The organism is Rhodoferax sp. (assembly GCF_025354435.1).
GTDB lineage: Bacteria > Pseudomonadota > Gammaproteobacteria > Burkholderiales > Burkholderiaceae_C > Rhodoferax_B.
In genome coordinates, this window is record NZ_JANXMU010000030.1 from 1 (window position 1) to 26,068 (window position 26,068).

The 26,068-nt window shown below is 63.7% G+C and carries 20 protein-coding genes and 1 pseudogene; 15 read left to right on the plus strand and 6 right to left on the minus strand.

Annotation, left to right across the window (positions count from 1 at the left end):
- Nucleotides 1-36: 36 nt before the first annotated feature.
- Together Q0T48_RS07300 and Q0T48_RS07305 are read right to left on the minus strand one after the other, a co-directional pair.
- Nucleotides 37-1,266, minus strand: coding sequence for an IS256 family transposase (locus Q0T48_RS07300; RefSeq protein WP_295954460.1), 1,230 nt, complete (start codon nt 1,264-1,266; stop codon nt 37-39).
- Nucleotides 1,267-1,551: 285 nt separating this feature from the next.
- A pseudogene (locus Q0T48_RS07305) lies at nt 1,552-1,803 on the minus strand (nuclease-related domain-containing protein); the annotation flags it as partial.
- Between the two features lie 164 nt (nt 1,804-1,967).
- Between Q0T48_RS07305 and Q0T48_RS07310 the strand changes: the two are divergent.
- The 6 genes from Q0T48_RS07310 to Q0T48_RS07335 all read left to right on the plus strand — a co-directional run bounded on the left by Q0T48_RS07310 (nt 1,968) and on the right by Q0T48_RS07335 (nt 10,027).
- Nucleotides 1,968-4,223, plus strand: coding sequence for an FUSC family protein (locus tag Q0T48_RS07310; RefSeq protein WP_295954462.1), 2,256 nt, complete (start codon nt 1,968-1,970; stop codon nt 4,221-4,223).
- A 69-nt stretch (nt 4,224-4,292) separates the two neighbouring features.
- A complete protein-coding gene (locus Q0T48_RS07315; RefSeq protein WP_295954465.1) occupies nt 4,293-5,492 on the plus strand; it encodes an MFS transporter in 1,200 nt (399 codons plus the stop codon).
- 9 nt (nt 5,493-5,501) lie between these two features.
- The gene (locus Q0T48_RS07320) at nt 5,502-5,996 is read left to right on the plus strand and encodes a hypothetical protein (RefSeq protein ID WP_295954468.1); all 495 of its coding nucleotides are present in this window, start codon (nt 5,502-5,504) and stop codon (nt 5,994-5,996) included.
- Between the two features lie 328 nt (nt 5,997-6,324).
- The gene (locus Q0T48_RS07325; protein ID WP_295954471.1) at nt 6,325-8,424 is read left to right on the plus strand and encodes an ATP-dependent helicase; all 2,100 of its coding nucleotides are present in this window, start codon (nt 6,325-6,327) and stop codon (nt 8,422-8,424) included.
- The gene (locus tag Q0T48_RS07330) at nt 8,421-8,870 is read left to right on the plus strand and encodes a hypothetical protein (RefSeq protein WP_295954473.1); all 450 of its coding nucleotides are present in this window, start codon (nt 8,421-8,423) and stop codon (nt 8,868-8,870) included. The genes Q0T48_RS07325 and Q0T48_RS07330 overlap by 4 nt, the downstream gene beginning before the upstream one ends.
- Nucleotides 8,804-10,027: a phospholipase A gene (locus Q0T48_RS07335; RefSeq protein ID WP_295954476.1), complete on the plus strand. Its 1,224-nt coding sequence runs from the start codon at nt 8,804-8,806 to the stop codon at nt 10,025-10,027. Before Q0T48_RS07330 ends, Q0T48_RS07335 begins: the two co-directional genes overlap by 67 nt.
- A 136-nt stretch (nt 10,028-10,163) precedes the next feature.
- On the opposite strand, the gene Q0T48_RS07340 is transcribed toward Q0T48_RS07335, so the two are convergent.
- Nucleotides 10,164-10,631, minus strand: a complete 468-nt coding sequence (locus tag Q0T48_RS07340; protein ID WP_295954478.1) for an Lrp/AsnC family transcriptional regulator — start codon at nt 10,629-10,631, stop codon at nt 10,164-10,166.
- 125 nt (nt 10,632-10,756) lie between these two features.
- Here Q0T48_RS07340 and Q0T48_RS07345 point away from each other — a divergent pair, with 125 nt between their 5' ends.
- The 5 genes from Q0T48_RS07345 (at nt 10,757) to Q0T48_RS07365 (ending at nt 20,119) form a co-directional block, all read left to right on the plus strand.
- On the plus strand, nt 10,757-14,302 hold the full coding sequence (locus Q0T48_RS07345; protein ID WP_295954480.1) for an indolepyruvate ferredoxin oxidoreductase family protein: 3,546 nt from the start codon (nt 10,757-10,759) through the stop codon (nt 14,300-14,302).
- Between the two features lie 195 nt (nt 14,303-14,497).
- Nucleotides 14,498-14,833 (plus strand): preprotein translocase subunit YajC, encoded by a 336-nt coding sequence (gene yajC / locus Q0T48_RS07350; RefSeq protein ID WP_295954482.1) that lies wholly within the window; start codon nt 14,498-14,500, stop codon nt 14,831-14,833.
- A 31-nt stretch (nt 14,834-14,864) separates the two neighbouring features.
- On the plus strand, nt 14,865-16,745 hold the full coding sequence (gene secD / locus Q0T48_RS07355) for a protein translocase subunit SecD (protein ID WP_295954484.1): 1,881 nt from the start codon (nt 14,865-14,867) through the stop codon (nt 16,743-16,745).
- Between the two features lie 12 nt (nt 16,746-16,757).
- Nucleotides 16,758-17,714, plus strand: a complete 957-nt coding sequence (gene secF, locus Q0T48_RS07360; RefSeq protein WP_295954489.1) for a protein translocase subunit SecF — start codon at nt 16,758-16,760, stop codon at nt 17,712-17,714.
- A gap of 14 nt (nt 17,715-17,728) precedes the next feature.
- The gene (locus Q0T48_RS07365; RefSeq protein ID WP_295954492.1) at nt 17,729-20,119 is read left to right on the plus strand and encodes a DUF1631 family protein; all 2,391 of its coding nucleotides are present in this window, start codon (nt 17,729-17,731) and stop codon (nt 20,117-20,119) included.
- 218 nt (nt 20,120-20,337) lie between these two features.
- Here Q0T48_RS07365 and Q0T48_RS07370 read toward each other — a convergent pair whose 3' ends face one another.
- Genes Q0T48_RS07370 through Q0T48_RS07380 form a run of 3 tightly spaced genes read right to left on the minus strand, consistent with a single transcriptional unit; the run spans nt 20,338 to nt 23,200 of the window.
- Nucleotides 20,338-20,823 (minus strand): DUF494 family protein, encoded by a 486-nt coding sequence (locus Q0T48_RS07370; RefSeq protein WP_295954497.1) that lies wholly within the window; start codon nt 20,821-20,823, stop codon nt 20,338-20,340.
- Between the two features lie 45 nt (nt 20,824-20,868).
- Nucleotides 20,869-22,014 (minus strand): DNA-processing protein DprA, encoded by a 1,146-nt coding sequence (gene dprA, locus Q0T48_RS07375; protein WP_295954499.1) that lies wholly within the window; start codon nt 22,012-22,014, stop codon nt 20,869-20,871.
- Nucleotides 22,015-22,018: 4 nt separating this feature from the next.
- A complete protein-coding gene (locus Q0T48_RS07380) occupies nt 22,019-23,200 on the minus strand; it encodes a LysM peptidoglycan-binding domain-containing protein (protein WP_295954502.1) in 1,182 nt (393 codons plus the stop codon).
- 280 nt (nt 23,201-23,480) lie between these two features.
- On the opposite strand from Q0T48_RS07380, the gene def reads away from it, so the two are divergent.
- The 4 genes from def to Q0T48_RS07400 are packed head-to-tail and all read left to right on the plus strand — an operon-like array spanning nt 23,481 to nt 26,023.
- Nucleotides 23,481-24,002: a peptide deformylase gene (def, locus tag Q0T48_RS07385; RefSeq protein ID WP_295954505.1), complete on the plus strand. Its 522-nt coding sequence runs from the start codon at nt 23,481-23,483 to the stop codon at nt 24,000-24,002.
- Nucleotides 24,002-24,982, plus strand: a complete 981-nt coding sequence (gene fmt / locus Q0T48_RS07390; RefSeq protein ID WP_295954508.1) for a methionyl-tRNA formyltransferase — start codon at nt 24,002-24,004, stop codon at nt 24,980-24,982. Before def ends, fmt begins: the two co-directional genes overlap by 1 nt.
- Entirely contained in the window at nt 24,963-25,688 is a 726-nt protein-coding gene (locus tag Q0T48_RS07395) for an AzlC family ABC transporter permease (RefSeq protein ID WP_295954511.1), read from the plus strand. The genes fmt and Q0T48_RS07395 overlap by 20 nt, the downstream gene beginning before the upstream one ends.
- A complete protein-coding gene (locus Q0T48_RS07400; protein ID WP_295954513.1) occupies nt 25,685-26,023 on the plus strand; it encodes an AzlD domain-containing protein in 339 nt (112 codons plus the stop codon). Before Q0T48_RS07395 ends, Q0T48_RS07400 begins: the two co-directional genes overlap by 4 nt.
- Nucleotides 26,024-26,068 lie beyond the last annotated feature (45 nt).

The window sequence follows — 26,068 nt, forward strand, 5'->3', positions numbered from 1 at the left end:
GAGGGTGTCCCGAATTTTGTGTAAACGGCGGTTAAGTTAGACGCGCGGCATGCGCTCGTCAAACTGGATAGTAAAACGATTCAGAGCTGCCTTCCAATCCCGTATCGGCATAGTCCATTTCTGGCTGATGTTGTTCAGCGCCAAGTAGAACAATTTGAATACGGACTCATCGGTTGGAAACGAGCCACGGGTCTTGGTAATTTTCCTCAAGCTCATATTCACCGACTCAATGGCATTGGTCGTGTAAATCACTTTGCGGATGTCGGCCGGGTAATCAAAGAAAGGCGTCAGGCGTGTCCAGTTGCGCCGCCAGGACTGCCCAATCGGCGCGAACGATGCATCCCACTTGCCCTCGAATTCCGTGAGCCTTAGCAAGGCCTCGTCCTCGGTGGCGGCGCTGTAAATCAGGCGCAAATCGGCAGCGACTTCCTTGCGCTGTTTCCAGCCCACGAAGTTCAGGCTGTGGCGCACCATGTGTACCAAGCAGAGCTGCACAGCGGTCTTGGGGAACACCGCCTCAATCGCGTCGGGGAAGCCCTTCAGACCGTCCACACAGGCGATGAAGATGTCGGCCACGCCCCGGTTCTTTAGCTCGGTCACCACTTGCAGCCAGAACTTGGCACCCTCAGTCTGGGCCATCCACAGGCCCAGCACCTCCTTGAGGCCCTCCAAGTTGACGCCAATGGCGAGGTACAGGGCCTTCACCCGCACAGCGCCGCTGTCGCGCACCTTGACGTGAATGCAGTCCATGTAAACGATGGGGTACAGGGCGTCCAGTGGGCGCGACTGCCAAGTTTTGACCTCGTCCAAAACAGCGTCAGTCACCGAAGAAATTAGCGTGGGCGAGACCTCGGCACCGTACATTTCCTGCAGGTGACTTTGAATCTCACGCACTGTCATGCCCCGCGCGTACAGCGACAGTATCTTGTCGTCAAAGCCGCTCCAGCGGGTCTGGTGCTTGGTGATGATTTGGGGTTCAAAGGTGCCGGCACGGTCGCGGGGGATTTCAATGGGCAGTTCACCGAAGTCGCCCTTGAGGGTTTTCTTGCTGCGTCCGTTGCGGGTGTTGCCGGCTTCGTTGGCAACCACCTGGTTCTTGCCATGGCCGAGGTGGTCGGTCATCTCGGCCTGCAGGGCCCGTTCAACCAGGGCCTTGGTCAGTTGTTTCAGGATGCCATCCTGGCCAATTAAATCTTCAGGTTTCTTGTAGTTCGCCAGCAGCGCGTCAATGAGTTCTGTGGGTAACGGATTCTTCTCTACGGTCATCTTTGCTCCAAGCAAGACGGCAGTTTCCTGCCAAAAGACCGTTTACACAAAACTTCTTACACCCCCCTGTACAGACCACCAACAATCTGCTGGAAACTGTTATCGACCTCTTTGGGTAACGGAATCAAAACTAGAGCTGCCGACAAAATTTGAAATCGTCCATCTGGAGTGCATTCCGCTATGAAACGCGTATCCATTGAATACCCGTTACACAGCCAAGTTTCTGCTGTCTCCTTGATTCTTAAGGCAGTCGCTGACATCAACGTGCTATTCGCCATAACGTGTCCACGATTGATCAGTTTTTTTGGTTGGTACTCGTACGGAGGATGGCTTCCAGTCTTTCACCTCCAGCACAAGAATGCCGCGGCGCGGGTGCATCACGCAAAAGTCGGGGTGGGTGTCGCGTGGCCCCATGGGCACGTCGTACCACAGCAGGTAGTCGTCCTCGAGTTTTTGCTCCAGCCGCTCGGCCAGGCGGCGCTCCCCAGGGGTTTTCCGCGACACACAGGAACCCAGTGCCGGTATCAAAACAGCCATACCCCCTGCCTCCCAAATGTTTCTAATTGCAGCACTTTCGCATGATGCATGCAAAGCATGCAGAAATTGCTTGCATCGCCTGTATTCATACTCTTTATCTATGAAGCGAGCTCACCGCGTAGGTCGACGGCCAGGTGGAATCCATCTCTGCTAAATTGCCCCGCATGCCCCCCGCTCAAGTGTCCCGCTCCACCCTCTCCGACCGCCTCCTCGCCCACACCGACCGCTTCCTCCGCGTCGCCCTGAGCCAGTACGTCACCAACGGCCTGAGCGTCACGCTGGGCCTGGTGGTGATCATGCTGCTGGTGTTCGAGTCGGCCGGGCTGGCGGGGGCGTCGAGTGCGGCGCTGGGGGTGATGGTGACCAGCATGCCGGACGTGCCTGCGCCGCGTCGGCGCAAGTTCATGCAGATGCTGCCTGCGCCGCTGCTGGGCATACCGCTGTTTATGCTGGTGCAGCTGGTGCGGGCGGACGTGCTGTTGCTGGGCGTGGTGATTGTGGCGGGCACGTTTTTGGCGGTGATGGTGATGGCCTGGGGCAAGCGGGGCGGGCCGATCACGTTTGCGCTGCTGTTTTCCATGCTGTTCTCTATGGCTGCACCGCCACCGGCCTCGCTGGAGATGATTGCGGTGCACGGCGGCTGGTTTGCGCTGGGGGCGGGGCTGTACCTGCTGTGGGGCGTGCTGACCACCCACTGGCTGAACAACCGCTTTCGCACCCAGTTGCTGGCCGAGTGCCTGCACAGTTTTGCGCAGATCTTGCGCACCCAGGCGCAGCGCTTTGCACCGCATGCCGACCCGCAGGCGCTGTTGGCCAAGATGCTGGAGCAGCAGGCCACCTTTGCCGACTACCTGCAGACCACGCGCGACATCGTGCTCGAATCGCCCACCACCCCGGCGCGCACCCGGCTGGCGGCCATGCTGCTGGGCCTGCTGGAGGCACGCGACCACCAACTGGCCTGCGACCTGGACCTGGACACGCTGCTGCAGCACCAGGACAGCACCGCCACCCTCCCCGCGCTGCAGCACGTGCTCAACACCACCGCCCAGCAGCTGGAGGCGCTGAGCCTGTCGCTGCTGCTGGGGCGCAGCATGCAGGCGATTGCACCGATTGCCAACCTGCGCGCCGCACTGGCCGGGGTGCTGCCGCTGCGGCCCGAGGCGCAGCACCGGCCCGAGCCGCTGGCCGTGGGCACGCCGGACGCCAGCGCGCTGCTGCACAACATGGCCGACCGCATTGGCCACATCAACGACGAAGCCGTGCACCTGGCCGCGCTGGCGCGGGGCGATGCCAGCCCGGAGCTGGCGGCGGTGCGCACGCAGTGGCAGCTGTTTGTGAGCCCCACGCGCTGGGCCTGGGCCCCGCTGCTGGGGCAACTGGGTTGGCGCGCCCCCACCCTGCGCTACGCGCTGCGCGCCACGCTGGCGGTGGCGGCGGGCTACGTGGTGTCGCTGCACCTGCCCTGGGCATCGCACAAGTACTGGATCTTGACCACCATCGTGGTGGTGATGCGCGGCAACCTGGCGCAGACGCTGCAGCGGCGCGATGCGCGGGTGGCGGGCACGCTGCTGGGCTGCGTGCTGGTAATGGCGCTGTTGGCCACCCACCCCGGGGCGCGCACGCTGTTTTTGGTGATTGCGCTGAGCATGGGGCTGGCCCACGCGTTTGCGCTGCGCCGCTACCTGTTCACCTGCATCTTTGCCACGTTGGCCGGACTGCTGCAGGCGCACCTGCTGCTGGTGGGCGTAGCCCCCACGTTTGCGATTTTTGAGCGGCTGGGCGATACGCTGCTGGGCGCAGCCCTGGCTTGGCTTTTCAGCTACGTGCTGCCCGCCTGGGAGCGCAGCCAGTTGCCCGGCCTGGTGCGGCGCAGCCTGCAGGCGCAACTGCAGCACGCCAAGCTGGCGCTGGAATTGGGCGAGCCCACGCAAAGCTCAGACCTGCCCTGGCGGCTGGCGCGGCGCGAGGCCTACGACAGCCTGTCAGCCCTGACCCTGGCCACCCAGCGCAGCCTGGCCGAACCCGACGAGGTGCGCCCGCCGCTGGCCCCGCTGGAGGCGGTGCAGGCGCGCAGCTACCAGTTGCTGGCCCAGTTGACGGCCATCAAGTCGCTGCTGTTGCTGCGCCGCAGCCAGCTGGACATGGCGGTGGCCACCCCGGCGCTGCAAGCGGCGGCGCAGCAGATCGCCCTGGAGCTGGCCCCTGCGCCCAAAAAAGAAGCCGCCCCCGCCTGGCAGGAAGTGAAGGTAGATGAGGAAGTGCCATCCGCCGCGGCCCAGCCCTTCCAGCCCCGGCCCGACCCCACGGTGGTGGACGACCTGACCCCCTGGCTGCTGCGGCGGCTGACCCTGGCCACCGCCATGGCGCGCGAGCTGCAGCAGGCCGCCAGCCTGGCCCAGCAGCGCAAAGCGAAGGTTTGACGCTATTTAATAAATAGCTACTCACGCTTGTACCACCTGCACAAATGGCCTATTTCTTATAAATTGACGATGACCCAAGCCACCAGCACCCTGAGGCAAATTCCCCGTGGCATTTGGGTGCTGGGCTTTGTGAGCCTGCTGATGGACATCTCGTCGGAGATGGTGCACAGCCTGCTGCCGCTGTTCATGGTGACCACGCTGGGGGCCAGCGCCTTGCTGGTCGGCGTGGTGGAGGGGCTGGCCGAGGCCACGGCGCTGATCGTCAAGGTGTTTTCCGGCACGCTCAGCGACTACCTGGGCCGCCGCAAAGGCCTGGCGCTGCTGGGCTACGGCCTGGGCGCGCTGACCAAGCCGCTGTTTGCCATCGCGCCCGGCATGGGCATGGTGCTCACCGCCCGGCTGCTGGACCGTGTCGGCAAGGGCATCCGCGGCGCGCCGCGCGATGCGCTGGTGGCCGACATCGCGCCCGCCCACCTGCGCGGCGCCGCCTTTGGCCTGCGCCAGTCGCTGGACACGGTGGGCGCGTTTGCCGGGCCGCTGCTGGCCGTGGGGCTGATGCTGCTGTGGGCCAACGACTTCCGGGCGGTGTTCTGGGTGGCCGTGGTGCCGGGCCTGCTGGCGGTGGTGCTGCTGTTTTTCGGCCTGCACGAGCCGCCCGCGGTGCCCGGTGCCCGGCGCAGCAACCCCATCACCCGGCAGAACCTGCGCAGCCTGGGCCCGGCCTACTGGTGGGTGGTGGGCCTGGGCGCGGTGTTCACGCTGGCGCGCTTCAGCGAGGCGTTTCTGGTGCTGCGGGCGCAGCAGGGCGGCATGCCCCTGGCCCTGGTGCCGCTGGTGATGGTGGCCATGAACATCGTCTACGCCGCCTCGGCCTACCCGTTTGGCAAGCTGTCGGACCGCATGGGCCACACACAACTGCTGGCCCTGGGCCTGGTGGTGCTGATCGCCGCCGACCTGGTGCTGGCCTATAGCAGCCACTGGGGCGTGGTGCTGGCCGGGGTGGCCCTGTGGGGCGTGCACATGGGCATCACCCAGGGCCTGCTGGCCACCATGGTGGCCGCCACCGCCCCGCCCGCGCTGCGCGGCACGGCCTACGGCTTCTTCAACCTGGCCAGCGGCCTGGCCCTGCTGGCAGCCAGCGTGTTGGCCGGCCTGCTGTGGGACCGGCTGGGTGCGTCGGCCACCTTCTACGCCGGGGCGGGCCTGTGTGGGCTGGCGCTGCTGGTGCTGGCCTGGCGGCCTTTAAAATCGCGCCCCCTTTCCCCCTGATTGACCGCTTTGACCGACACCTTCGAAGATACGCCCGAAGACACCCCCAAAATCCAGGAACCCCGCCTGTGGACCGGCGACGGCTGGACGGCCCGGGTCATCAAGAACGAAGACGACGACGGCTGGGCGGTGGCGATGGTGAAAGACGGCGAGCCCGAGCCCGCGCTGGTGGGCCCCTGGACCATGGGCCGCGACAAGAAAAACCCCAAGCCGCTGGACCACAACGCCTTCAGCACCCTGGTCAAAACCGCCAATGAATTTGTGCGCCGCCACGAGCAGCAACTGCACGCCACGCTGCACCAGAGCATCACCGTGACGGCCGAGGCAGGCCGCGTCACCGTCAACCTGGACATCGTGCCCGACGAAGACAACCCCTACGCCATGCTGAGCGCGCAAGACGACGGCGGCGAGACCCTGGCCGAGGTCAAGGTGGCGGCAGGCTTCAAACTGAACCGCAGCACGGCGGTGGCCTGGGCGGATGGCGGGTTTGCCAAGCCACGGTAGTTCTAAGGGGTCAAGCCCATTGGGGTCAGATCACAATTGCGCGCCCACATCGGGCAGAAAAAGAACGGCTGTGACCCGCATTTGTGCTCTGACCCCTCTGGGCGGTTCTCCGTGCCGCACCGCAAACCAGCAGCCCGCTCCCCGTCACTTATCACTCTGTCCGCAGCGCCTTTACCCGCCCTTGTCATTACTACTAAATTTATAGCTCCTTGCGTATATTGAATATGCGCTAGAGGCACTTTTTACCCTTAAGAAATAGCCCTGCGCCCGGCTCCGCCAGCCCCGCTCTGTATGATCCAACGCTTTGTCTAAAGCATCCCCCCACACCATGTCCGCCGGAATGAACCCCGCCCAGCAAGAAGCTGTGAACTACCTGCACGGCCCCTGCCTGGTGCTGGCGGGGGCGGGTTCGGGCAAGACGCGGGTGATCACGCACAAGATTGGCCGCCTGATCGAAACCGGCGTGCCGCCCAAGAGCATTGCGGCTATCACCTTTACCAACAAGGCGGCGATGGAAATGCGTGACCGGGCCAAGGCGCTGATCGGGCGTGAGGCCAAGGACGTGGTGATCTGCACCTTCCACGCTTTGGGCGTGCGCATGGTGCGCGAAGACGGCAAGCTGCTGGGTCTGAAACCCCAGTTCAGCATTCTGGATGCCGACGACGTGACCGGCATTTTGAAAGACGCAGGCGGCAGCGTGGATGTGGCCACGGCCCGCACCTGGCAGTGGACCATCAGCAAGTGGAAGAACATGGGGCTGAACGCCGAGCAGGCCGCCGCCCAGGCCGCCGACGACAGCGAAGCCATCACCGCCCGCGTGATGGCGCTGTACGAAGAGCGCCTGACGGCCTACCAGAGCGTGGACTTTGACGACCTGATCAGCCTGCCGCTGCGCCTGCTGCGCGACTTTGAAGAGGTGCGCACCAAGTGGCAGCGCGTGCTGAACCACGTGCTGGTCGATGAGTACCAGGACACCAACGCCACCCAGTACGAGGTGCTCAAATATCTGGTGGGCGAGCGCGCGCATTTCACCGCCGTGGGCGACGACGACCAGTCCATCTACGGCTGGCGCGGGGCCACGCTGGACAACCTGAAAAAGCTGCCGATCGACTTTCCGCAGCTCAAGGTCATCACGCTGGAGCAAAACTACCGCTCCACCAGCGCCATCCTGCGCGCCGCCAACAACGTGATCGGCCCCAACCCCAAGCTGTACCCCAAGACCCTGTTCAGCGAGCTGGACGAAGGCGAGCCGGTGCGGGTAGTGGATGCCGACAACGAAGAGCACGAGGCCGAGCGCGCCGTGGCCCGCATCCAGAGCCTGCGCGCGGGCACGGCAGCGGTGGTGCAGGGGCCGCAGTACCAGGAATACCGCCACTTCGCCATCTTGTACCGCGCCAACCACCAGGCCAAGCCGTTTGAAAAGGCGCTGCGCAAAGCGGCGATTCCGTACAAGGTATCGGGCGGCACCGGCTTTTTTGACCGGGCCGAGATCAAGGACCTGTGCGCTTGGTTCCGCCTGTGGATCAACAGCGACGACGACCCGGCGTTCTTGCGCTGCATCACCACGCCCAAGCGCGGCATTGGCCACCAGACACTGGGCAAGCTGGGCGAATTTGCCACGCAGTACAAATTGAGCCTGTTCGAGTCGCTGTTCACCGCGTCGCTGGGCGCGCTGCTGCCCGCCAAGGCGCTGGACGGCCTGCACGAGTTTGGCCGCTACGTGACGGACTTGGAATACCAGGCCCGTCGCACCATCGGCGCAGAAGACTCCCTGGCCTTCATGCTGCAGTGGCTCAAAGATATCGACTACGAAAAGCATTTGTACGACGGGGAAGACAGCGAAAAAGTCGCCGCCGCCCGCTGGACCAATGTGCTGGAGTTTTGCGACTGGATGGCGGCCCGTGCCGGTGGCCAGATGGACGAAGATTCGGGCACCACCACCCTACGCGAAACCAAATCGTTGCTCGAAGTAGCCCAGACCATCGCCCTGCTGTCCACCATCAACCAGCGTGAGAAGGATGCCGACGTGGTGACGCTATCGACCCTGCACGCCTCCAAAGGCCTGGAGTGGCCGCACGTGATGCTGGCGGGCGTGACCGAAGGCATGCTGCCCTTCAAGCTGGACGACGACGAAGGCCGCCAACAGGTGGTCAGCGACGACATCACCCAGCGCCTGCAGGAAGAGCGCCGCCTGATGTACGTGGGCATCACCCGCGCCCAGCGCAGCCTGGCCGTGAGCTGGACCAAAAAGAAGAAAAAAGGCCGCGAAACCGTGGCCGCCCAGCCCAGCCGCTTCATCAAGGAAATGGGGCTGGACCAGGCCACCGTGAAAGAAGACCCGCGCGAAAAGCTGCGCGCGCTGCGCGCCGAGTTCGCCCAAAAATCGCAAGCCAATGCCGCCGCCGCCCTGGCAGCGCAGAATCCATGAAACTTCGAATTACTACACTTTTAATAGCTGCTTGTGCAATCAGTACCTGGGCTAGTGGCCAAAATACCTCTAAAAATGCACCGGCCACCTGCCTGGCACCGGAAGCCCTGAGCGCCGTGCATCTGTACGGCCTGTGGCGTGCCGAGATCGACGGCGAACCCAGTGGCGCCAGCGTGCGCTTTCAAAAAGACCCCGAGCAAGACAACAGCGTGGTGGGCAGCATCAACCGCGACGGTGCCAAGGCCAAACCGGCCCTGCTGGCCGGTGACGTGCAGCACGGCGACTTTCAGTTGGAAGAGTCTGACGACGGTGTGCGCATCAGCGCCACCTGGAGCGGCCAGGTCGTAGAGACCTCATGTGGCAAAGAAATCAAGGGACTATGGACCAACGCACTCACCGACCAAACCCACCCCTTCGTGCTGCGCAAGCAAGGGGGCTGGGAATGAACCGCTTTGCTTTGAGCGTGCTCATGGCCGCCCTGTGCGGCGGTGCGCAGGCGCAACTGGTCAGCGCCACCGACACCGCTACGGCCATTGCCAAGGCCACTGCGTCCGCCCCCTGGCTGGCCTGCAGCCGCCTGACCAACGACAACACCGCCCGCTTGGCCTGCTTTGACGAGCTGGCGAAACAGGAAACCACGCCAGCTGCCCCGGCCCCCGCCGCGCTGGCCACCGCCACGGCGGCACTGCCGGTGGTGCCACCGCAGCCGGTGGCCGTGGCCCTGGCGATTGCCGCCGAGCAGGGCTGCAAGGACACCCGCTACTCGGAAACCTCGCGCTTTTGGGAGCTGGAAGAAGGCAGCGACTGCGGCACCTTTGGCATCCGTGGCTTCCACCCGATCAGCCTGTCGGTGGTGGGGCGCGACAGCGTCAACGACCAGCCCAGCAGCCCCGCCGCAGGCCACACCGCCGCCACCTCCATCGACTACAAGCGCACCGAAACCCGCATCCAGGTGTCGGTGCGGACCAAGATCGCCCAGGGCATGCTGACCCAGGACGGCTCGGGCCTGAAGGATTCGCTGTGGTTTGGCTACACCCAGCAGTCGTACTGGCAGCTGTTCAGCCCCGACCTGTCGCGCCCCTTTCGCAGCACCGACCACGAGCCCGAAGTCATCTACGTCTACCCCAGCACCCTGGCCCTGCCCGGCGACTGGAAGCTGCGCTACACCGGCGCGGGCCTGGTACACCAGTCCAACGGCCAAAGCCTGCCCCTGTCGCGCAGCTGGAACCGCGTCTACCTGATGGCCGGGTTCGAGCAGACCGACCGCTGGCGTGTACAGGCCCGCGTGTGGCAGCGCATCCACGAAAGCAACGGCAACGACGACAACCCCGGCATCAGCGACTACATCGGCCGCGGCGAGCTGGCCGTGGGCTGGAACCTGAACAAAGACAACACCCTGGGCATGACGCTACGCAACGCCCTGCGCCAGGACGGCCGCGGCTCGGTCCGGCTGGAATGGCTGCGCACCCTGGCCGGTGACGGCGACCACAAAAACGCCCTGCGCCTGCACACCCAGCTGTTCAGCGGGTACGGCGACAGCCTGATCGACTACAACGTCCGCCGCACCGTGCTGAGCGTGGGGCTCAGCTTGGTGGACTTCTAGGCATACCCCCAGGCTACACACTTCGTGTTTTCGCCCACCCCCTTGCAGGGGGCAACAGCAGCAGCCTGGCGGAGCCAGCTCCGCGCTGTTCTGAAGAGGGCTTTGCTGCGCTTGCCTTGGGGGGTGGGTGGGCCCGTCACCCCAAGTGCCCCAGCGGCAACACGCCGCTTCCCTTCACCTCGCCCAGTGAAAAGCTGGTGTGCAAATCCTTCACGTTCGGCAGGTTCATCAGCACCTGGCGGGCAAACTGGCTGAAGGTGTTGAGGTCGCGCGACACCACCTGCAACTCAAAGGTGCCGGTGCCGCTGATGTAGTGGCAGGACACCACCTCGGGGATCAGGCGGATCGCATCCTCCAGGCCTTGCAGGGCGGGGCCACTGTTTTGCACCGCGTCGATGCGCACAAAGGCCAGCACATCCAGGCCGATCTTGTGCCGGTCGATCTCGGCCCGGTAGCCCCGTATGTAGCCCGCCTCTTCCAGCGCCCGCACGCGCCGCCAGCAGGGCGCGGCGGACAGTCCGACGCGCTGGGCCAACTCGGCATTGGTCAGGCGGGCGTTGGCCTGCAGGGCGTCGAGTATCAAAAGGTCAAATTTATCGAGCATGGTGGTTTTTAAGCAAGGTTCTTTCGCATAGTAGGCGAATGCGGGCAAAGAACGCAAAGACTTTTCAGGGGTACAGGCATACACTTTTCCGACAAGCGCAGCCCACTGCGCAGGAGACAGACACGATGAATGCACCTCTACCTGAAGCGCTGCGCAAGGCCCTGGAAGCCGCTTCGCTGGACGACAAATACAGCCTGGACTATGGCCCGGCCTTCATGAGCGGGGTGCAGGCCCTGGTCAAGCTGCCGATGCTGCAGCGCCAGCGCGATGCACGGCAGGGGCGCAACACGGCAGGCTTTATCAGCGGCTACCGGGGTTCGCCGCTGGGCACCTACGACCAGGCGCTGTGGAAGGCCGGAAAGTACCTGAAGGCGCAGCACATCGTGTTCCAACCGGGCGTGAACGAGGAACTGGCCGCCACGGCGGTATGGGGCACGCAGCAGCTGGGCTTTTCGCCACCGGGCACCAACAAGTTTGATGGCGTGTTTGGCATCTGGTACGGCAAGGGGCCGGGGGTGGACCGCTGCTCCGACGTGTTCAAGCACGCCAACATGGCGGGCACGACCGAGTTTGGCGGCGTGATTGCGGTGGCGGGCGACGACCACATCAGCAAAAGCTCCACCGCCGCGCACCAGAGCGATCACATCTTCAAGGCCTGCGGGCTGCCGGTGTTCTTTCCGGCCAATGTGCAAGAGATTCTGGACCTGGGCCTGCACGCCTTTGCCATGAGCCGCTTCTCGGGCGTGTGGGCAGGCATGAAGACCATCCAGGAAATCGTCGAATCCAGCGCCACGGTGATGGTGGACCCGGAGCGGGTCGTGATCAAAATTCCCACCGACTTTCAGATGCCACCCGGTGGCCTGCACATCCGCTGGCCCGACCACGCGCTGGAGCAAGAGGCGCGGCTGATGCACTACAAGTGGTATGCCGCGCTGGCCTACATCCGCGCGAACCGGCTGAACTACAACGCCATCGAAGGGCCGAATGACCGCTTTGGCGTGATCGCCAGCGGCAAGGCCTACAACGACACCCGCCAGGCGCTGCTGGACCTGGGGCTGGACGACGCTACCTGCCGCCGCATCGGCCTGCGCCTGCACAAGGTGGGTGTGGTCTGGCCGCTGGAGGCGCAGCTCACCCGCGACTTTGCCACCGGCCTGCAAGAGATTCTGGTGGTGGAAGAAAAGCGCCAGGTCATCGAATACCAGCTGAAAGAAGAACTCTACAACTGGCGCGCCGACGTGCGGCCCAATGTACTGGGCAAGTTCAACGAGCCCGAGGGCGACCTGAGCGGCGGAGAATGGTCCATGGCCAACCCCACGGCCAACACCTTACTGCGCGCCAATGCCGACCTGTCGCCCGCGCTGGTGGCACGGGCCATCGCCCAGCGCCTGCACAAGCTGGGCATGCCGGACGACGTGGCCGCCCGCATCGACGCGCACATCGCCCTACTGGATGCCACCGACCGCGCCATGGTGCTGCTGGATGCCAGCCCGGCGCAGGCGCGCCCGCCATGGTTTTGCAGCGGCTGCCCGCACAACACCAGCACCGTGGTGCCCGAGGGTTCGCGCGCCATGGGCGGCATTGGCTGCCACTTCATGGCCACCTGGATGGACCGCAGCACGGTGGGCTTTACCCAGATGGGCGGCGAGGGCGTGCCCTGGGTGGGTCAGCAGCCTTTCACCACCGACCAGCACATCTTTGCCAACCTGGGCGACGGCACCTACTTCCACAGCGGCCTGCTGGCCATCCGCCAGGCGATTGCGGCAGGGGTCAACATCACCTACAAGATTTTGTACAACGACGCGGTGGCCATGACCGGCGGCCAGCAGATCGGCGAACGGCCTGAAGGGCACTCGGTAGTGCAGATAGCCCAATCGGTACGGGCGGAAGGCGCTATCAAAACCGTAGTAGTGACGGACGAACCGGAAAAATACGCGGGTGTGGCGCTGCCGGACGGCGTGGAGGTCAAGCACCGCGACCTGCTGGACGAGATCCAGCGCGAGTTCCGCCAGATCAAAGGCACCACCATCCTCATCTACGACCAGACCTGCGCCACCGAAAAGCGCCGCCGCCGCAAGCGCGGCACGGCGGTGGACCCGGCCACGAGGATGGTGATCAACCCGCTGGTCTGCGAAGGTTGCGGCGACTGCGGCGTGCAAAGCAACTGCCTGAGCGTGGAGCCGCTGGAAACGCCGTTGGGCCGCAAGCGCCAGATCAACCAGTCCAGCTGCAACAAGGACATGTCCTGCGTCAAAGGCTTTTGCCCCAGCTTTGTGACCGTGCAGGGCGGGCAACTGCGCAAGAAAAAGCCTGCGCAAGCACTGTCGCCCTTCACCGGCAGCCCGCTGCCCGAACCCACGCTGCCCAGCACCGCCAGCGTATGGGGCATCGTGGTGGCGGGCGTGGGCGGCACCGGGGTGATCACCCTGGGCCAGCTGCTGGGCGTGGCCGCGCACCTGGAAGGCAAGGGCATCGTCACGCAAGACGCGGCAGGCCTGGCACAAAAGGGCGGGGCCACCTGGAGCCACGTGCTGCTGGCCGACACGCAGGACGCGATCCGCACCACCCGGGTGGGCGCGGGCGCGGCGGATTTGGTGCTGGGCTGCGACCCGGTGGTGGCCGCGGGCAAGGAAACCCTGGTGCGCATGCGCCCGGGCCGCACCCACGTGGCCTTGAACACCCACACCGCGCCCACCGCGGCCTTTGTGCACAACGCCGACTGGCAGAACCCCACGGCGGCCTGCACCGCCGAGATCGTGCGCGCGGCGGGCCTGGACGGCATCGCCAGCTTCGATGCCGATGCGGCCGCCAACCGCCTGATGGGCGACAGCCTGTACGCCAATCCCATGCTGCTGGGCTACGCCTGGCAAAAAGGCTGGGTGCCGCTGCGGCTGGATTCGCTGCTGCGCGCCATCGAACTCAACAATATGGCGGTAGAGGCCAACAAGACCGCCTTCGCCTGGGGCCGCCGCGCGGCGGTGGATCCGGCCAGCGTGGCCACGCCGCCACAGGCCATCCAGTGGCATGCCCGCGAGTCGCTGGATGCCATGCTGCAGCGCCGCGTGGCGTTTTTGACCGGCTACCAGAACGCCGCCTACGCCGCCACCTACAGCGCCTTTGTGGCCCAGGTGCGCCAGGCCGAGCAGCCGCTAGATGCCCACCTGCCGCTGACCGAGGCCGTGGCCCGTTACTTGTTCAAGCTGATGGCTTACAAAGACGAGTACGAGGTGGCACGGCTGCAGACCGACCCGGCGTTTCTGGCCGACATCCAGGCCCAGTTCGAAGGCGACTACCAACTGCACTACCACCTGGCCCCGCCGCTGCTGGCCAAAAAAAACGCCCAGGGCGAGCTGCAAAAGCAAAAATTTGGCCCCGGCGTGCGCTGGGCCTTCCAGCTGCTGGCCCGGCTCAAAGGCCTGCGCGGTACGCCGCTTGACCCGTTTGGCTACCAGGCCGAGCGGCGCACCGAGCGGGCGCTGATGGCGCAGTACCAGGACAGCATCGCGCAACTGCTGCCACGGCTCACGGCGGCCAACCACGCGGCGGCCGTCGATGTGGCCCGTATTCCGGAGCAGATTCGCGGCTACGGCCACGTCAAAGCACGGCACCTGGCGGCAGCGCGCCTGCAGTGGGCCGAAGCCTTGGCGGCTTTTGAAATCAGCACAAAATAGGCCTCTAACGCTTATTTAACCTGCACTGGTAGCTATTTAAATAATAGCAACCCTGCGGTGCTGAGCCTATGGCAAGCACCGATTCCGGGTGGCCAACACGGCGGCATACAATTGGTTCTACCCTAGCCCAGTCGCATGGCACCTGTTGTGCTGTGTCTGCGGGTTTATTTTTGCCATTTGTCGTTGGAGCCTTCTGTGTTCATTTCTTCTGCTTTTGCCCAAACCGCCCCCGCTGCTGCTGCCACCGGTGGCGACATGATGTCGTCCCTGACGGGCATGCTACCCCTGGTTTTGATGTTCGTGGTGCTGTACTTCGTGATGATCCGCCCCCAGATGAAGAAGCAAAAAGAGCACCGCACCATGCTGGAAGCGCTGGCCAAGGGCGATGAAGTCGCCACCGCAGGCGGCCTGATCGGCAAGGTCACCAAGATGGGCGACGGCTTTTTGAGCCTGGAAATCGCCAACGGCGTGGAAGTGCAACTCCAGCGCAGCGCCGTAGTCCAAGTCATGCCCAAAGGCACTGTCAAGTAGTTTCATCTCAAGTTAGGACCTAAGCGCGACCATGAATCGATACCCGGTATGGAAGTACGTGATCCTCCTGGTCGCGCTACTGGTGGGGGCCATTTACACCCTGCCCAATTTCTTTGGTGAATCCCCAGCGGTGCAGGTGTCAAGCGCCCGCGCGTCGGTGAAGATCGACGCCACCACCCTGGCCACAGTGCAAGACGCACTCAAGGCCGCCAACCTCACACCCGACCTGATCGGCATCGAAGGCACTTCGGTCAAGGCCCGCTTTGGCAACACCGACGACCAGCTCAAGGCCAAAGACGTGGTGCAAAAGGCCCTGGTGCCCGATGCCAACGACGCCAGCTACGTGGTGGCGCTGAACCTGCTGTCGCGTTCGCCATCCTGGCTGACCGCCTTGCACGCCTTCCCCATGTACCTGGGGCTGGACTTGCGCGGTGGCGTGCACTTCATGCTGCAAGTGGACATGCAGGCCGCGCTGACCAAAAAGGCCGAATCCCTGGCGGGTGACCTGCGCACCAGTCTGCGCGACAAGAACGTGCGCCACAGCGGCATCGCCCGCAACGGCCAGGCCATCGAAGTGCGCTTTCGCGACAGCGACACCCTGGCAGCAGGCAAAGCCGTGGTGCAAGACCAGTTCCCCGACCTCATCACCACCGACGCGCCCGACGGCACCGAGTACAAGCTGACCGCCACCATCCGCCCCGAGGCAGCACGCCGCGTGCAAGACCAGGCGCTGAAGCAAAACATCACTACCCTGCACAACCGGATCAACGAACTCGGCGTGTCCGAGCCAGTGATCCAGCAGCAGGGTCTGGACCGCATCGTGGTGCAACTGCCCGGCGTGCAAGATACCGCCAAGGCCAAGGACATTCTGGGCCGCACCGCCACTTTGGAAGTGCGCCTGGTGGATGAAAGCACCGAAGCCGGTGCCGCCGCAGCGGGCGCCGGTGCCGTACCGTTTGGCGACGAACGCTACCTGGAACGCAGCGGCCAGCCGGTCATTGTGAAAAAGCAGGTCATCCTGACCGGCGAAAACCTCACCGATGCCCAGCCCGGCTTTGACAGCCAAACCCAGGAGCCCACCGTCAACCTGACGCTGGATGCCAAGGGTTCGCGCATCTTCAAGGACGTGACGCGTGAGAACATCGGCAAGCGCATGGCCATCATCCTGTTTGAAAAAGGCAAGGGCGAAGTGGTGACGGCACCGGTGATCCGCTCTGAAATCGGCGGGGGCCGGGTGCAGATCTCGGGCCGCATGACGACCCAGGAAGCCAACGACACTTCGTTGCTGCTGCGTGCCGGTTCGCTGGCTGCGCCGATGGAAATCATCGAAGAACGCACCATTGGCCCAAGCCTGGGTGCCGAGAACATCTCCAAGGGCTTCCACAGCGTGCTGTGGGGCTTCTTGGCCGTGGCCGCCTTCATGTGCTGTTACTACATGCTGTTTGGCGTGTTCTCCAGCATTGCGCTGGCGTTCAATTTGCTGCTGCTGGTGGCTGTGCTGTCCATGCTGCAAGCCACGTTGACGCTGCCGGGTATGGCCGCCATGGCCCTGGTACTGGGTATGGCGATTGACTCCAACGTGCTGATCAACGAGCGCGTGCGCGAAGAGTTGCGCGCCGGGGCTTCGCCACAGGCGGCCATCCATGCCGGTTTCGACCGCGCCTGGGCCACGATTCTGGACTCCAACATCACCAGTGCCATCGTCGGCATCGCTTTGTTGGCTTTTGGCTCGGGCCCTGTCCGCGGATTTGCCGTGGTGCACGTTCTGGGTATTACAACCAGTATTTTTTCGAGCGTGTTCTTCTCGCGCGGCCTGGTCAATCTTTGGTACGGCCGCACCAAGAAGCTCAAAACCGTGTCCATCGGCACCGTGTGGCGGCCCGATGCGGCAGCCGAAACCCAAGTCAAGTAAGGACGCGCCAGCATGGAGTTTTTCAAGATCCACCGCGACATTCCGTTCATGCGGAATGCCCTGGTGTTCAACATTGTTTCGTTTGTTACCTTTCTGGCCGCCGTGTTCTTTTTGTTCTCGCGCGGGCTGCATCTGTCGGTGGAATTCACTGGCGGCACCCTGATGGAGGTGAGCTATTCGCAGCCCGCCGACCTGACCCGTGTGCGCACGCTGGTGGCGGGCCTGGGCCTGCAGGATGTGCAGGTGCAAAACTTTGGCACGTCGCAAGATGTGCTGATCCGCATGCCAGTGCAAAAAGGCGTGTCCTCGGCCCAGCAGAGCGACCAGGTGCTGGCTGCGCTGAAGACCCAGGACGCGTCAGTGGTGCTCAAGCGCACCGAGTTTGTGGGTCCGCAGGTAGGCGACGAGCTCGCGGTGGACGGCCTGAAGGCGCTGGCCTTTGTGGTGGCGGGCATCATGCTGTACTTGGCTATCCGCTTCGAATGGAAGTTTGCGGTGGCGGCCATCATCGCCAATTTGCACGACGTGGTCATCATCCTGGGCTTTTTTGCCTTCTTCCAGTGGGAGTTTTCGCTGCCAGTGCTGGCGGCGGTGCTGGCGGTGCTGGGCTATTCGGTGAACGAGTCGGTGGTGATCTTTGACCGGATCCGTGAAAACTTCCGCCGCTATCGCAAAATGAACTCGATGCAGGTGATTGACAACGCCATCACCTCGACCATCAGCCGCACTATCATTACCCATGGCTCTACCCAGATCATGGTTCTGTCGATGCTGGTGTTCGGTGGCCCCACCTTGCATTACTTTGCATTGGCGCTCACTATCGGCATCTGCTTCGGCATTTACTCGTCGGTCTTTGTGGCCGCAGCGATTGCCATGTGGCTGGGTATCCAGCGCGAAGATTTGGTCAAAGCCTCCAGCAACAAGAAAGACGAAGACCCCAACGACCCCAACGCAGGCGCGACCGTCTGACCTGCGCCTGAAACATGGCATCTAACGCCCCCTCCAACACCGACCGGCAACTCGCCCGCACCGCGCGCGAGAGCCTTGTCACGGAGGTAGGGCAATCCATGGGTGAGGTCAGCCGGGCGGTAGCCGGGCGCTTGACGATACTGCTCGAAGAAGCCCACACCACCCGCGAAATGCACGAGCGCCAGGATGCCTGGACCGCCTTCCAGCGCCAAAGCCGCGCCTGGGAACAAGCCACCGCCGCAGCCTGGTACAAAACCCTGCATCCGGTGGGTGGTAGCGCCGCAACGCGCGACCCCGGCATGCAGTTCGAGTTGATGGGCGACGATGTTGTCGAAAACAAAATCATGGCTTCGCGCTTGGCCCAGTTCATTTTGGACAAGCTGGGCGAGGCCTATGGCAATCTGTGCGCCCGCATCCAGTTGCTGGAATCCAGCAGCGAACTGGCCAACCACGACCCGATCCGCCCCGAGGTACTGATGCTGGCGCTGGTCGAACAATGGACGGCGGTAGGCCTGGCGCGCAATATCCTGCCGTTGGTTACCGATGCCTTGCAGCGTGAACTGGCCAACCATTTTGTGAATGCGTTTGAGACCTGCAACTCCCTGTTGCTGTCCCGCGGCGTGATCCCCACCGTCGATTTGCGCTCCCGGGTGAAGCGCAGCGACGCGGCCGGAGCCTCGACTGCCGTACCGCGCGCGGCCCAGGAAGCGGTTACCCGGCCTGGCAGTCTCGATTCCAACTGGAACGCAACGCGTTTTGAACCCGCCAACCCACCAGCCGGTCGCCAGGGCGGTAGCGACATGCAAGGTCAAGGGTTTGGCGACGGGGACAGAGCCCCTGGCGCAGGCGGGCAGCGCCATGCCGCCGATGAAACCCGCATGATGACGGCGGTATCGCCTTTGGCACGGGCACGGCGGCGCGCCCAGGGCGTGATGGGCCACCTCAAGCGCATGCTGAACGACCACGTCAGTGATTTCGATACCACCGAGCAGCATCCGGTGTCGCCCGCGTTGGCGCAAGCGATTGCCCGCAAGCGCGACGGCGGCGATACCGATCCCATGTCCGATGGCATGGTGGTGCAAACCGACCGCTACGAATACGGTGTGGCCGATGTCTCCCGCGCCGCATCGGTACTGCGCGACCGCTCCAACGTACTCAAGCAAAAAGCCGCCACCCAGGCAGAAAAAGCCACCATCGAAGTGGTCGCGCTGATGTTCCAGAGCATCCTGGCCGAAGAACGCATTCCGCCGTCGGTACGGGTATGGTTTGCCCGTTTGCAACTGCCCGTGCTACGCGTCGCCCTGGCCGAACCCGAGTTCTTCAGCACCGTAGACCACCCGGCACGCCAGCTGATCGACCGCATGGGTTCCTGCGTCATGGGATTTGATGCCCGGGCCATCAATGGCAGCGCCATGGAGGCCGAGATCCGCCGCGTGGTGCAGGTGATCGAGCAGTACCCGGAAACCGGGCGGCGCGTGTTCCAGCTGGTGTTCGACGAGTTTGTGGTGTTTTTGTCAAAGTTCTTGACCGAAAAAGGCAGCACCCAGCGCCTGGTCAGCCTGGCGCAGCAGGTCGAGCAAAAGGAAACCCTGGCCATCCAGTACACCATTGAGCTGCGCAACATGCTCAAGGACATGCCGGTGCGCGAAGAAATCCGTGCGTTTTTGTTCAAGGTCTGGGCCGAGGTCTTGGCCATGGCGGCGGTGCGCAACGGAGCGCAACACGAAGATACCGTGGCCCTGAAAAAAGCCGCCTCCGAACTCGTCTGGTCGGCCAGTGCCAAGCCCAACCGGGCCGACCGCGCCAAGGTCATCCAAAGCCTGCCCACCTTACTGCAGCGCCTGCGCCAGGGCATGGGCCTGCTGGGGCTAGACACGCCAGGGCAAGAGGCGCACATCAAGACCATCAGCGACACGCTAGCCGATGCCTTTATGTCCAAAACCGAAGCCATTCCCCAGGCACGCATCGACTCAATGGCCGCACACCTGGCCAACCTGGAAGACTTCTTCAGCGACGAAGCCACCGGCGATTTGCCGCTGGACCCGGAAAGTATCGAGATGATGCTGGGCATGGACGCGTCCACCATCGACGTGATTGCCGACGGCGGCTCCAAGCCCACCGATGCCATGCTGGCCTGGGCCCAGGAGCTGCAGCTGGGCCACTGGTTCATGCTGGACCACAACCGCCAAGTCAACCGCGTGCAGTTCGCCTGGCGCAGTGAGCGCAAGCAACTGCATTTGTTTGCAGCCATGGACGGCCGCAGCTACCTGATCCAGGCCCGCCGCCTGGCCGCGTACTTGCAAGCTGGTTTGCTGGTGCCGCAGGAAGAGGAAGCCCTGACCCTGCGCGCCACCCGCGACGCGCTGGCCAAGCTGGATGCGAACCCCGAGCGTTTGCTGGCCTAATTGCTACGGTTTTTATAGCTGCTCACGCAGACAAGATAAGCGCTAATGGCCTAAAAAGCATAAATTAAATGTAGAGGCACCCACTCCAGAAACAGCGCGGAACTGGCTTTGCCAGACCGCTGCTGTTGCCCCCTGCAAGGGGATTGGCGCAAGTTGTGGTCTCCGCCCTGCGGGCCGATCCCAGGCGAAGCGCTGCAGCCTGGGGGTGAGCCATTAAATCAATGGGCGACTCTGTCGGATGCGTCGTCGCAGAGTTCGTCGAGCACCAGGGCATCGGGCTCTTCGCCGAAACTCCAGTACACCATCAGGATGATGATTTTCAGGTCGTCCAGGGTGACGGGGTTACCGCTGGCAGCCATGGCACGGTCCAGCACGATTTCTCGCATCACCGGGGCCAGCACCCCGGCGGTTTCCAGAAAGCTCACAAAGCCCAGGCATTCGGCCCCCAGATGGTCTTGCTCGGCCACCGAATAGACGCGCAGGCTGTCTGTGACGGGAAAGTCCATCGCCTTGATAGGCGGCAGGGTCGGGGCTAAGTTAGGGCTGTGGGAAGCCAGGTGCAGGCCGTCAAGCCAGCGCAGCGCCTCCACAATTTCATCGGCCTCGAAGCCGACGGCCGTTAATTTACGGCCAAGTTGTTGCGGCTCGGGACAGGCATCGCCCCGCCAGTAGTTTTCATAAACGAACACGAGTACTTCAAACATGGGCCCAATATAGCGCAGAACCTGGGCGGGGGTCGGCCACGCTTTTCAAGTGTGGGCAATGCGCTGAAAAAGCCCTCCGGGCAGGCGTGCCACCTGGTTACCCAGCTCCAATTCCAGTAGTTGCACTTGCAATTGCGATGCAGCAATGCCGGTACGGGCGACCAGCGCGTCCAGGCCTACGGGGTCGTAGCCCAAGGCCATAAGCAATAAATTTTCAGTGCCATTTTGGCCACTGATGCAAGTGGAATCTACATGAGTGGCTATTAAATTAGGAGTACTTGATAGCTTTAGCTCGTCCAGCACGTCCTGGATGTTTTCCACCAGTTTGGCCCCTTGTTTGATCAGCGCATGGCAGCCGCGGGCCTGGGCCGAATGGATGGAACCGGGTATCGCAAACACCTCCTTACCCTGCTCCGAGGCCAGCCGCGCGGTGATCAGCGAGCCCGATTGCAGAGCGGCTTCGACCACCAGCGTGCCCTGGGCCAGCCCGGCGATCAAGCGGTTGCGTTTTGGGAAGTTGGCCGACAGCGGTGGCGTGCCCAGCAGGTATTCGCTCAGCAGCAGGCCGTGTAAGGCGATCTGGTGGGCCAAAGCCAGGTTGCGCTTGGGGTAAACGCGGTCTAGCCCTGTGCCCACCACGGCGATGGTTGCCAGCCGGTCATTCGCCCCGGTAGCACCTTCCAGCGCGCCCAGGTGGGCCGCGCTGTCCACACCCAGGGCGAGGCCCGACACCACGGTCAGCCCGGCCTGTGCGCAGGCTTTGCCGAATTGGCGCGCATTCGCCTCGCCCTGGGGCGTGGGGTTGCGGCTGCCGACGATGGCGATGCTCTGGGTGCTGTCAGCCTGCCACAGGTCGGTACGGCCCAGCGCATACAGCAGTAGCGGCGGGTCTTCCATGGCCAATAGGGCCGCGGGGTAATGGGCATCGCCCAGAGTGATGAGGCTGCGCGGGGCGGCACCGGTGGCGGCCAGCCACTGGGCGGTGGCTTCCAGTTGCGCGTCCAGCTCGGGCGGGGTTTGCTGCAGGGCTTGGGCCTGCGCGGGTGTGACGACTTCGCGCAGACTGGCGATAGACTGCATAAACACCGCCTGGGGCAAGCCAAAGGCCGCCAGCAGGCGGCGTGCGCTAGCGTTGCCGACACCGGGTGTCAGAAGCAGGCGCAGCCAACCTGCCAGCTCATCCCGGTCCATTGTTTTAGTGCGGGGTAACCAGCCGGTCGCCGATCTTCACGCCGGTCTTGATTTCCAGAATCAGGCCATAAGACAGGCGCTCGAACGGGCGGAACACCATCAGCAGGCCGTTTTGCTCGTCCGGCAGTTGGATGCGGGTTTTGACGGCGTCGGTGCTGTCTACGATGTTCGCGCCTGCGGACAGCAACGACAGCACGTGGCCCCGTTCAATGCCGTCTTTGGTGCCCTTGTTGATAACCACGATCTGGTACTGGGCGGCATTGGCGATAGAGGTGCTGCCGTAGACCGAGACGATGCGGGCATCGACGTTTTGCGACGGCGCCTGCGGCACGAAATTCAGCAGTTCGCGTTCGGGTTCAGGCAGCAGGCGGTCACCCACGCTGATTTCTTCCTTGATCGACTGGATGTCGACGGTGGCCGGCACGATGTCCATCAGCGGCTGGCCGTTCTTGTCGAGCGTGCCCGAAGGCTGGCGGCTTTCACCCTTGACAAGCACCACCTTGCCGACGTACTGGGTCTCGAAACCCAGCACTTCCTTGGTGAGCGGATCCCGCAGCGGCGTGGCCTTGCGCATCACGCGGAAGTTCCAGGGCTTGCCTTTTTCGTCAAGCAGGGGCGCTTCCAGTGGTCCGCGCACATAGGCACGGTCACCGCGGCTGAGCAAAATCCGGTCTTCCGTGGTGGCCACAATGCGTGGTGCCAGGGCCAGGGTGTTTTCGTCCACGATCAGGGGTTCGGCCAAAAAGGGCTCGATCAGATTGGTCTGCAACGTGGGCAGTGCGTTGTCACCCAGGTTCTCGATGCGGGTCCGGGGCGACAACCGCACGGTACGCAGTCCGTCATTGGGTTGCGTCTGGCCCGCCAGCAGCATGGCGCGGCCGTCTTTTTTGACCAGCAGCAATTGCTGGCCAGGGTAGATGCGGTGCGGGTTGTGGATCTCTTGCTGGTTCATGCCCCACAGTTCGGGCCAGCGCCAGGGGGTGGTCAAAAATAGGCCTGAAATGGCCCAGAGCGTGTCGCCCGATTTGACGGTGTAGCGGTCGGGTGCGTTGGGGGCCAGCGCGCTCAGGGGCACGCCGTTTTGGGCGACCTGGCTGGCGGTGGCCTGCTGCGCGGGGGTGATGGGATAGTCTTGTGCCTGCGCCAAAGGGCCCCACAGGCTGGCCGACAAGGCCATCAACGCCATGGCAGCTGTTACCACAGCCCCATGCGAACCCACTCCCGCTTTTCTATATTTCATATTTGGTAGCACCACAAATGCCCATCGGTGCCGCAATGGCGTTGTCTGCAAATAGACGCAAAACCGATGGAAAACTAACGACAAATTACGCGCGATTCTGCGCCCAAGCCCCTAGCAGGGCAACGAATATTGGCCCACGCTGGTTTCTATGGCCTTAAAAGTAGCGAAAATAGCGAAACACAGCTGGCCGCCCCGCGCCCAGTTCCAGCACTTTCGGCGAGATTCCATGGCCTTACTTTCCATTCTTCAATATCCAGACCCCAAGTTACACACCTTAGCACGACCCGTGCAGGCGGTGGACGCGCGCATCCAGGCGTTGATCGCCGACATGGTGGAGACCATGTACGACGCCAACGGTATTGGCTTGGCCGCCACGCAGGTGGACGTGCACGAGCGCCTGGTGGTGATCGATGTGTCCGACGAACGCAACGAACCGCTGGTGCTGATCAACCCCGAAATCATCTGGGCCAGCGAAGAGCGGGTGCTGAACGAAGAAGGCTGCCTGTCGGTACCCGGCATATACGACGGCGTGGAGCGCGCCACCCAGGTGCGGGTGCAGGCGCTGGACGGTACAGGCCAATCGCGCACGGTCGAGGCCGAGGGCCTGCTGGCGGTGTGCATCCAGCACGAGATGGACCACCTGCTGGGCAAGGTGTTTGTGGAATACCTGTCGCCCCTGAAACGCAACCGTATCAAAAGCAAGATGCTCAAGACCCGCCGCGCGCTGGGCCGTCCGGACGCGGGCTGATGCGCGTCATCTTCGCGGGCACACCTGAATTTGCCCAGGTCGCGCTGGCCCAACTGCAGGCCGCGGGCCACGACATTGTGCTGGTCCTGACCCAGCCCGACCGCCCTGCCGGTCGCGGCATGAAGCTGCAGGCCTCACCCGTCAAACAACACGCACTCACCCACGGTATTCCTGTGGCCCAGCCACGCAGCCTGCGGCTGGACGGCAAATACGTTGACGACGCCGCCGCCGCCCAGGCCCTGCTGCAAGCCGCTCAGGCCGATGTGATGGTGGTGGTGGCCTACGGGCTGATCCTGCCGCAGTGGGTGCTGGACGTGCCGCGCCAGGGCTGCCTGAACATCCACGCCAGCCTGCTGCCGCGCTGGCGCGGTGCCGCCCCCATCCACCGGGCGATTGAAGCAGGCGATGCCGAGACCGGCGTGGCCATCATGCAGATGGATGCCGGGTTAGACACCGGCGACATGCTGCTGGTCGAATCGCTGCCAATCGCCGCCACCGACACCACCGGCAGCCTGCACGACACGCTGGCCGCGCTGGGCGGCAAGATGGTGGTGCAGGCCCTGGCACAACTGGACACCCTGGTGCCCGTGCCCCAGCCTAGCGAAGGCATCACCTACGCCCACAAGATCGAAAAGCGCGAGGCCGCGATGGACTGGACGCAGAGCGCCGAGACTATCGTCCGCCGCATCCGCGCGTTCAATCCCTTCCCCGGTGCGGCCACGCTGCTGGCGGGCGAGAGCCTGAAAGTCTGGGCCGCCAGCGTGTCAGACGCACTGCCGCCCACCGGCGCAGTTTATGGATCAATAGTGGCTGTAGCGCATGATTACATTGCGGTATCCGCTATGAATTCCATAGTAAACATCACCCAGGTGCAGCGCCCGGGTGGCAAACGCCTGGCGGTGGCCGACTTCCTGCGCGGCTGCGATGTACAGCCCGGCATGGTGTTTGAAAGCGCACCGGATGTTCCTCCAGCGCGCTAACCGCAACCACCCAGAATTCCGCGTCGGCGCGTCCGAGATGTGGCCGCAAGCCCCCGGCATGGCCGCCTGGGGCCTGATGACCGGCGTGGCAATGGCCAAGTCGGGCATGAGCCTGTTCGAGTCGCTGCTGATGACACTGACCGTGTTTGCCGGCAGCTCCCAGCTGGCGGCCACGCCGCTGCTGATTGCCGGTGCACCGGCCTGGGTGATCCTGGCCACCGCGTTTTGCGTGAACCTGCGCTTCGTGGTGTTCAGCCTGCACCTGCGGCCCTACCTGATGCACCTGCCCTGGCTGGAGCGCATCAGCCACGGCTACCTGACCACCGATTTGACCTACGTGATGTTCACCCGGCGCTTCGCCCACCCGGCGGACACGCCCGAAGGGCACCGCGCCCACGAGGCCTATCTGGCGGGCAGCAACACCGCCTGCTGGCTAAGCTGGATGCCCATCAGCGTGGCCGGTGTGGTGCTGGCCAACTTCATCCCCACCACCTGGGGCCTGGGCTTTGCGGGCATCCTGTGCCTGATCGGCATTTTGTGTTCGCTGGCCAGCACCCGGCTGCGGGTGATGTCGGCGGCGGTGGCAGCCACGGCGGCCATCGTGGCCTACAACCTGCCGTTCAAGCTCAACATCGTGGTGGCGATTGCCGTGGCCGTACTGGCCTGCATGTCGGCTGAAAAACTGCGCCCCAGGGTGGCGGCATGAACGGCGAGACCCACTGGCAAACCGTAGCCATCATCGTCGGGCTGGCGCTGATCACCGTGCTGACGCGCTGCTTCTTCTTTCTGACCCGCAAATCCGCCAGCCTGCCGCACTGGGCCCAGCGCGGCCTGCAGTACGCCCCCATTGCCGCCCTGTCCGCCGTGGTGCTGCCCGAGGTACTGATGACCCAGGGCCACCTGTTGGCCACCTGGATGGATGCCCGGCTGTTCGGTGCCGCTGCCGGGGTGCTGGTGTACTTTTGGCGGCGCGATGTGCTGCTGACCATCGTGGCGGGCATGGCCGTCTACCTGCCGCTGCATCTTGGCTTAGGCTGGTAACTTTTGGCCCAGCGGGGCTCCTAAAATGGTGGGTTAACTCCACCA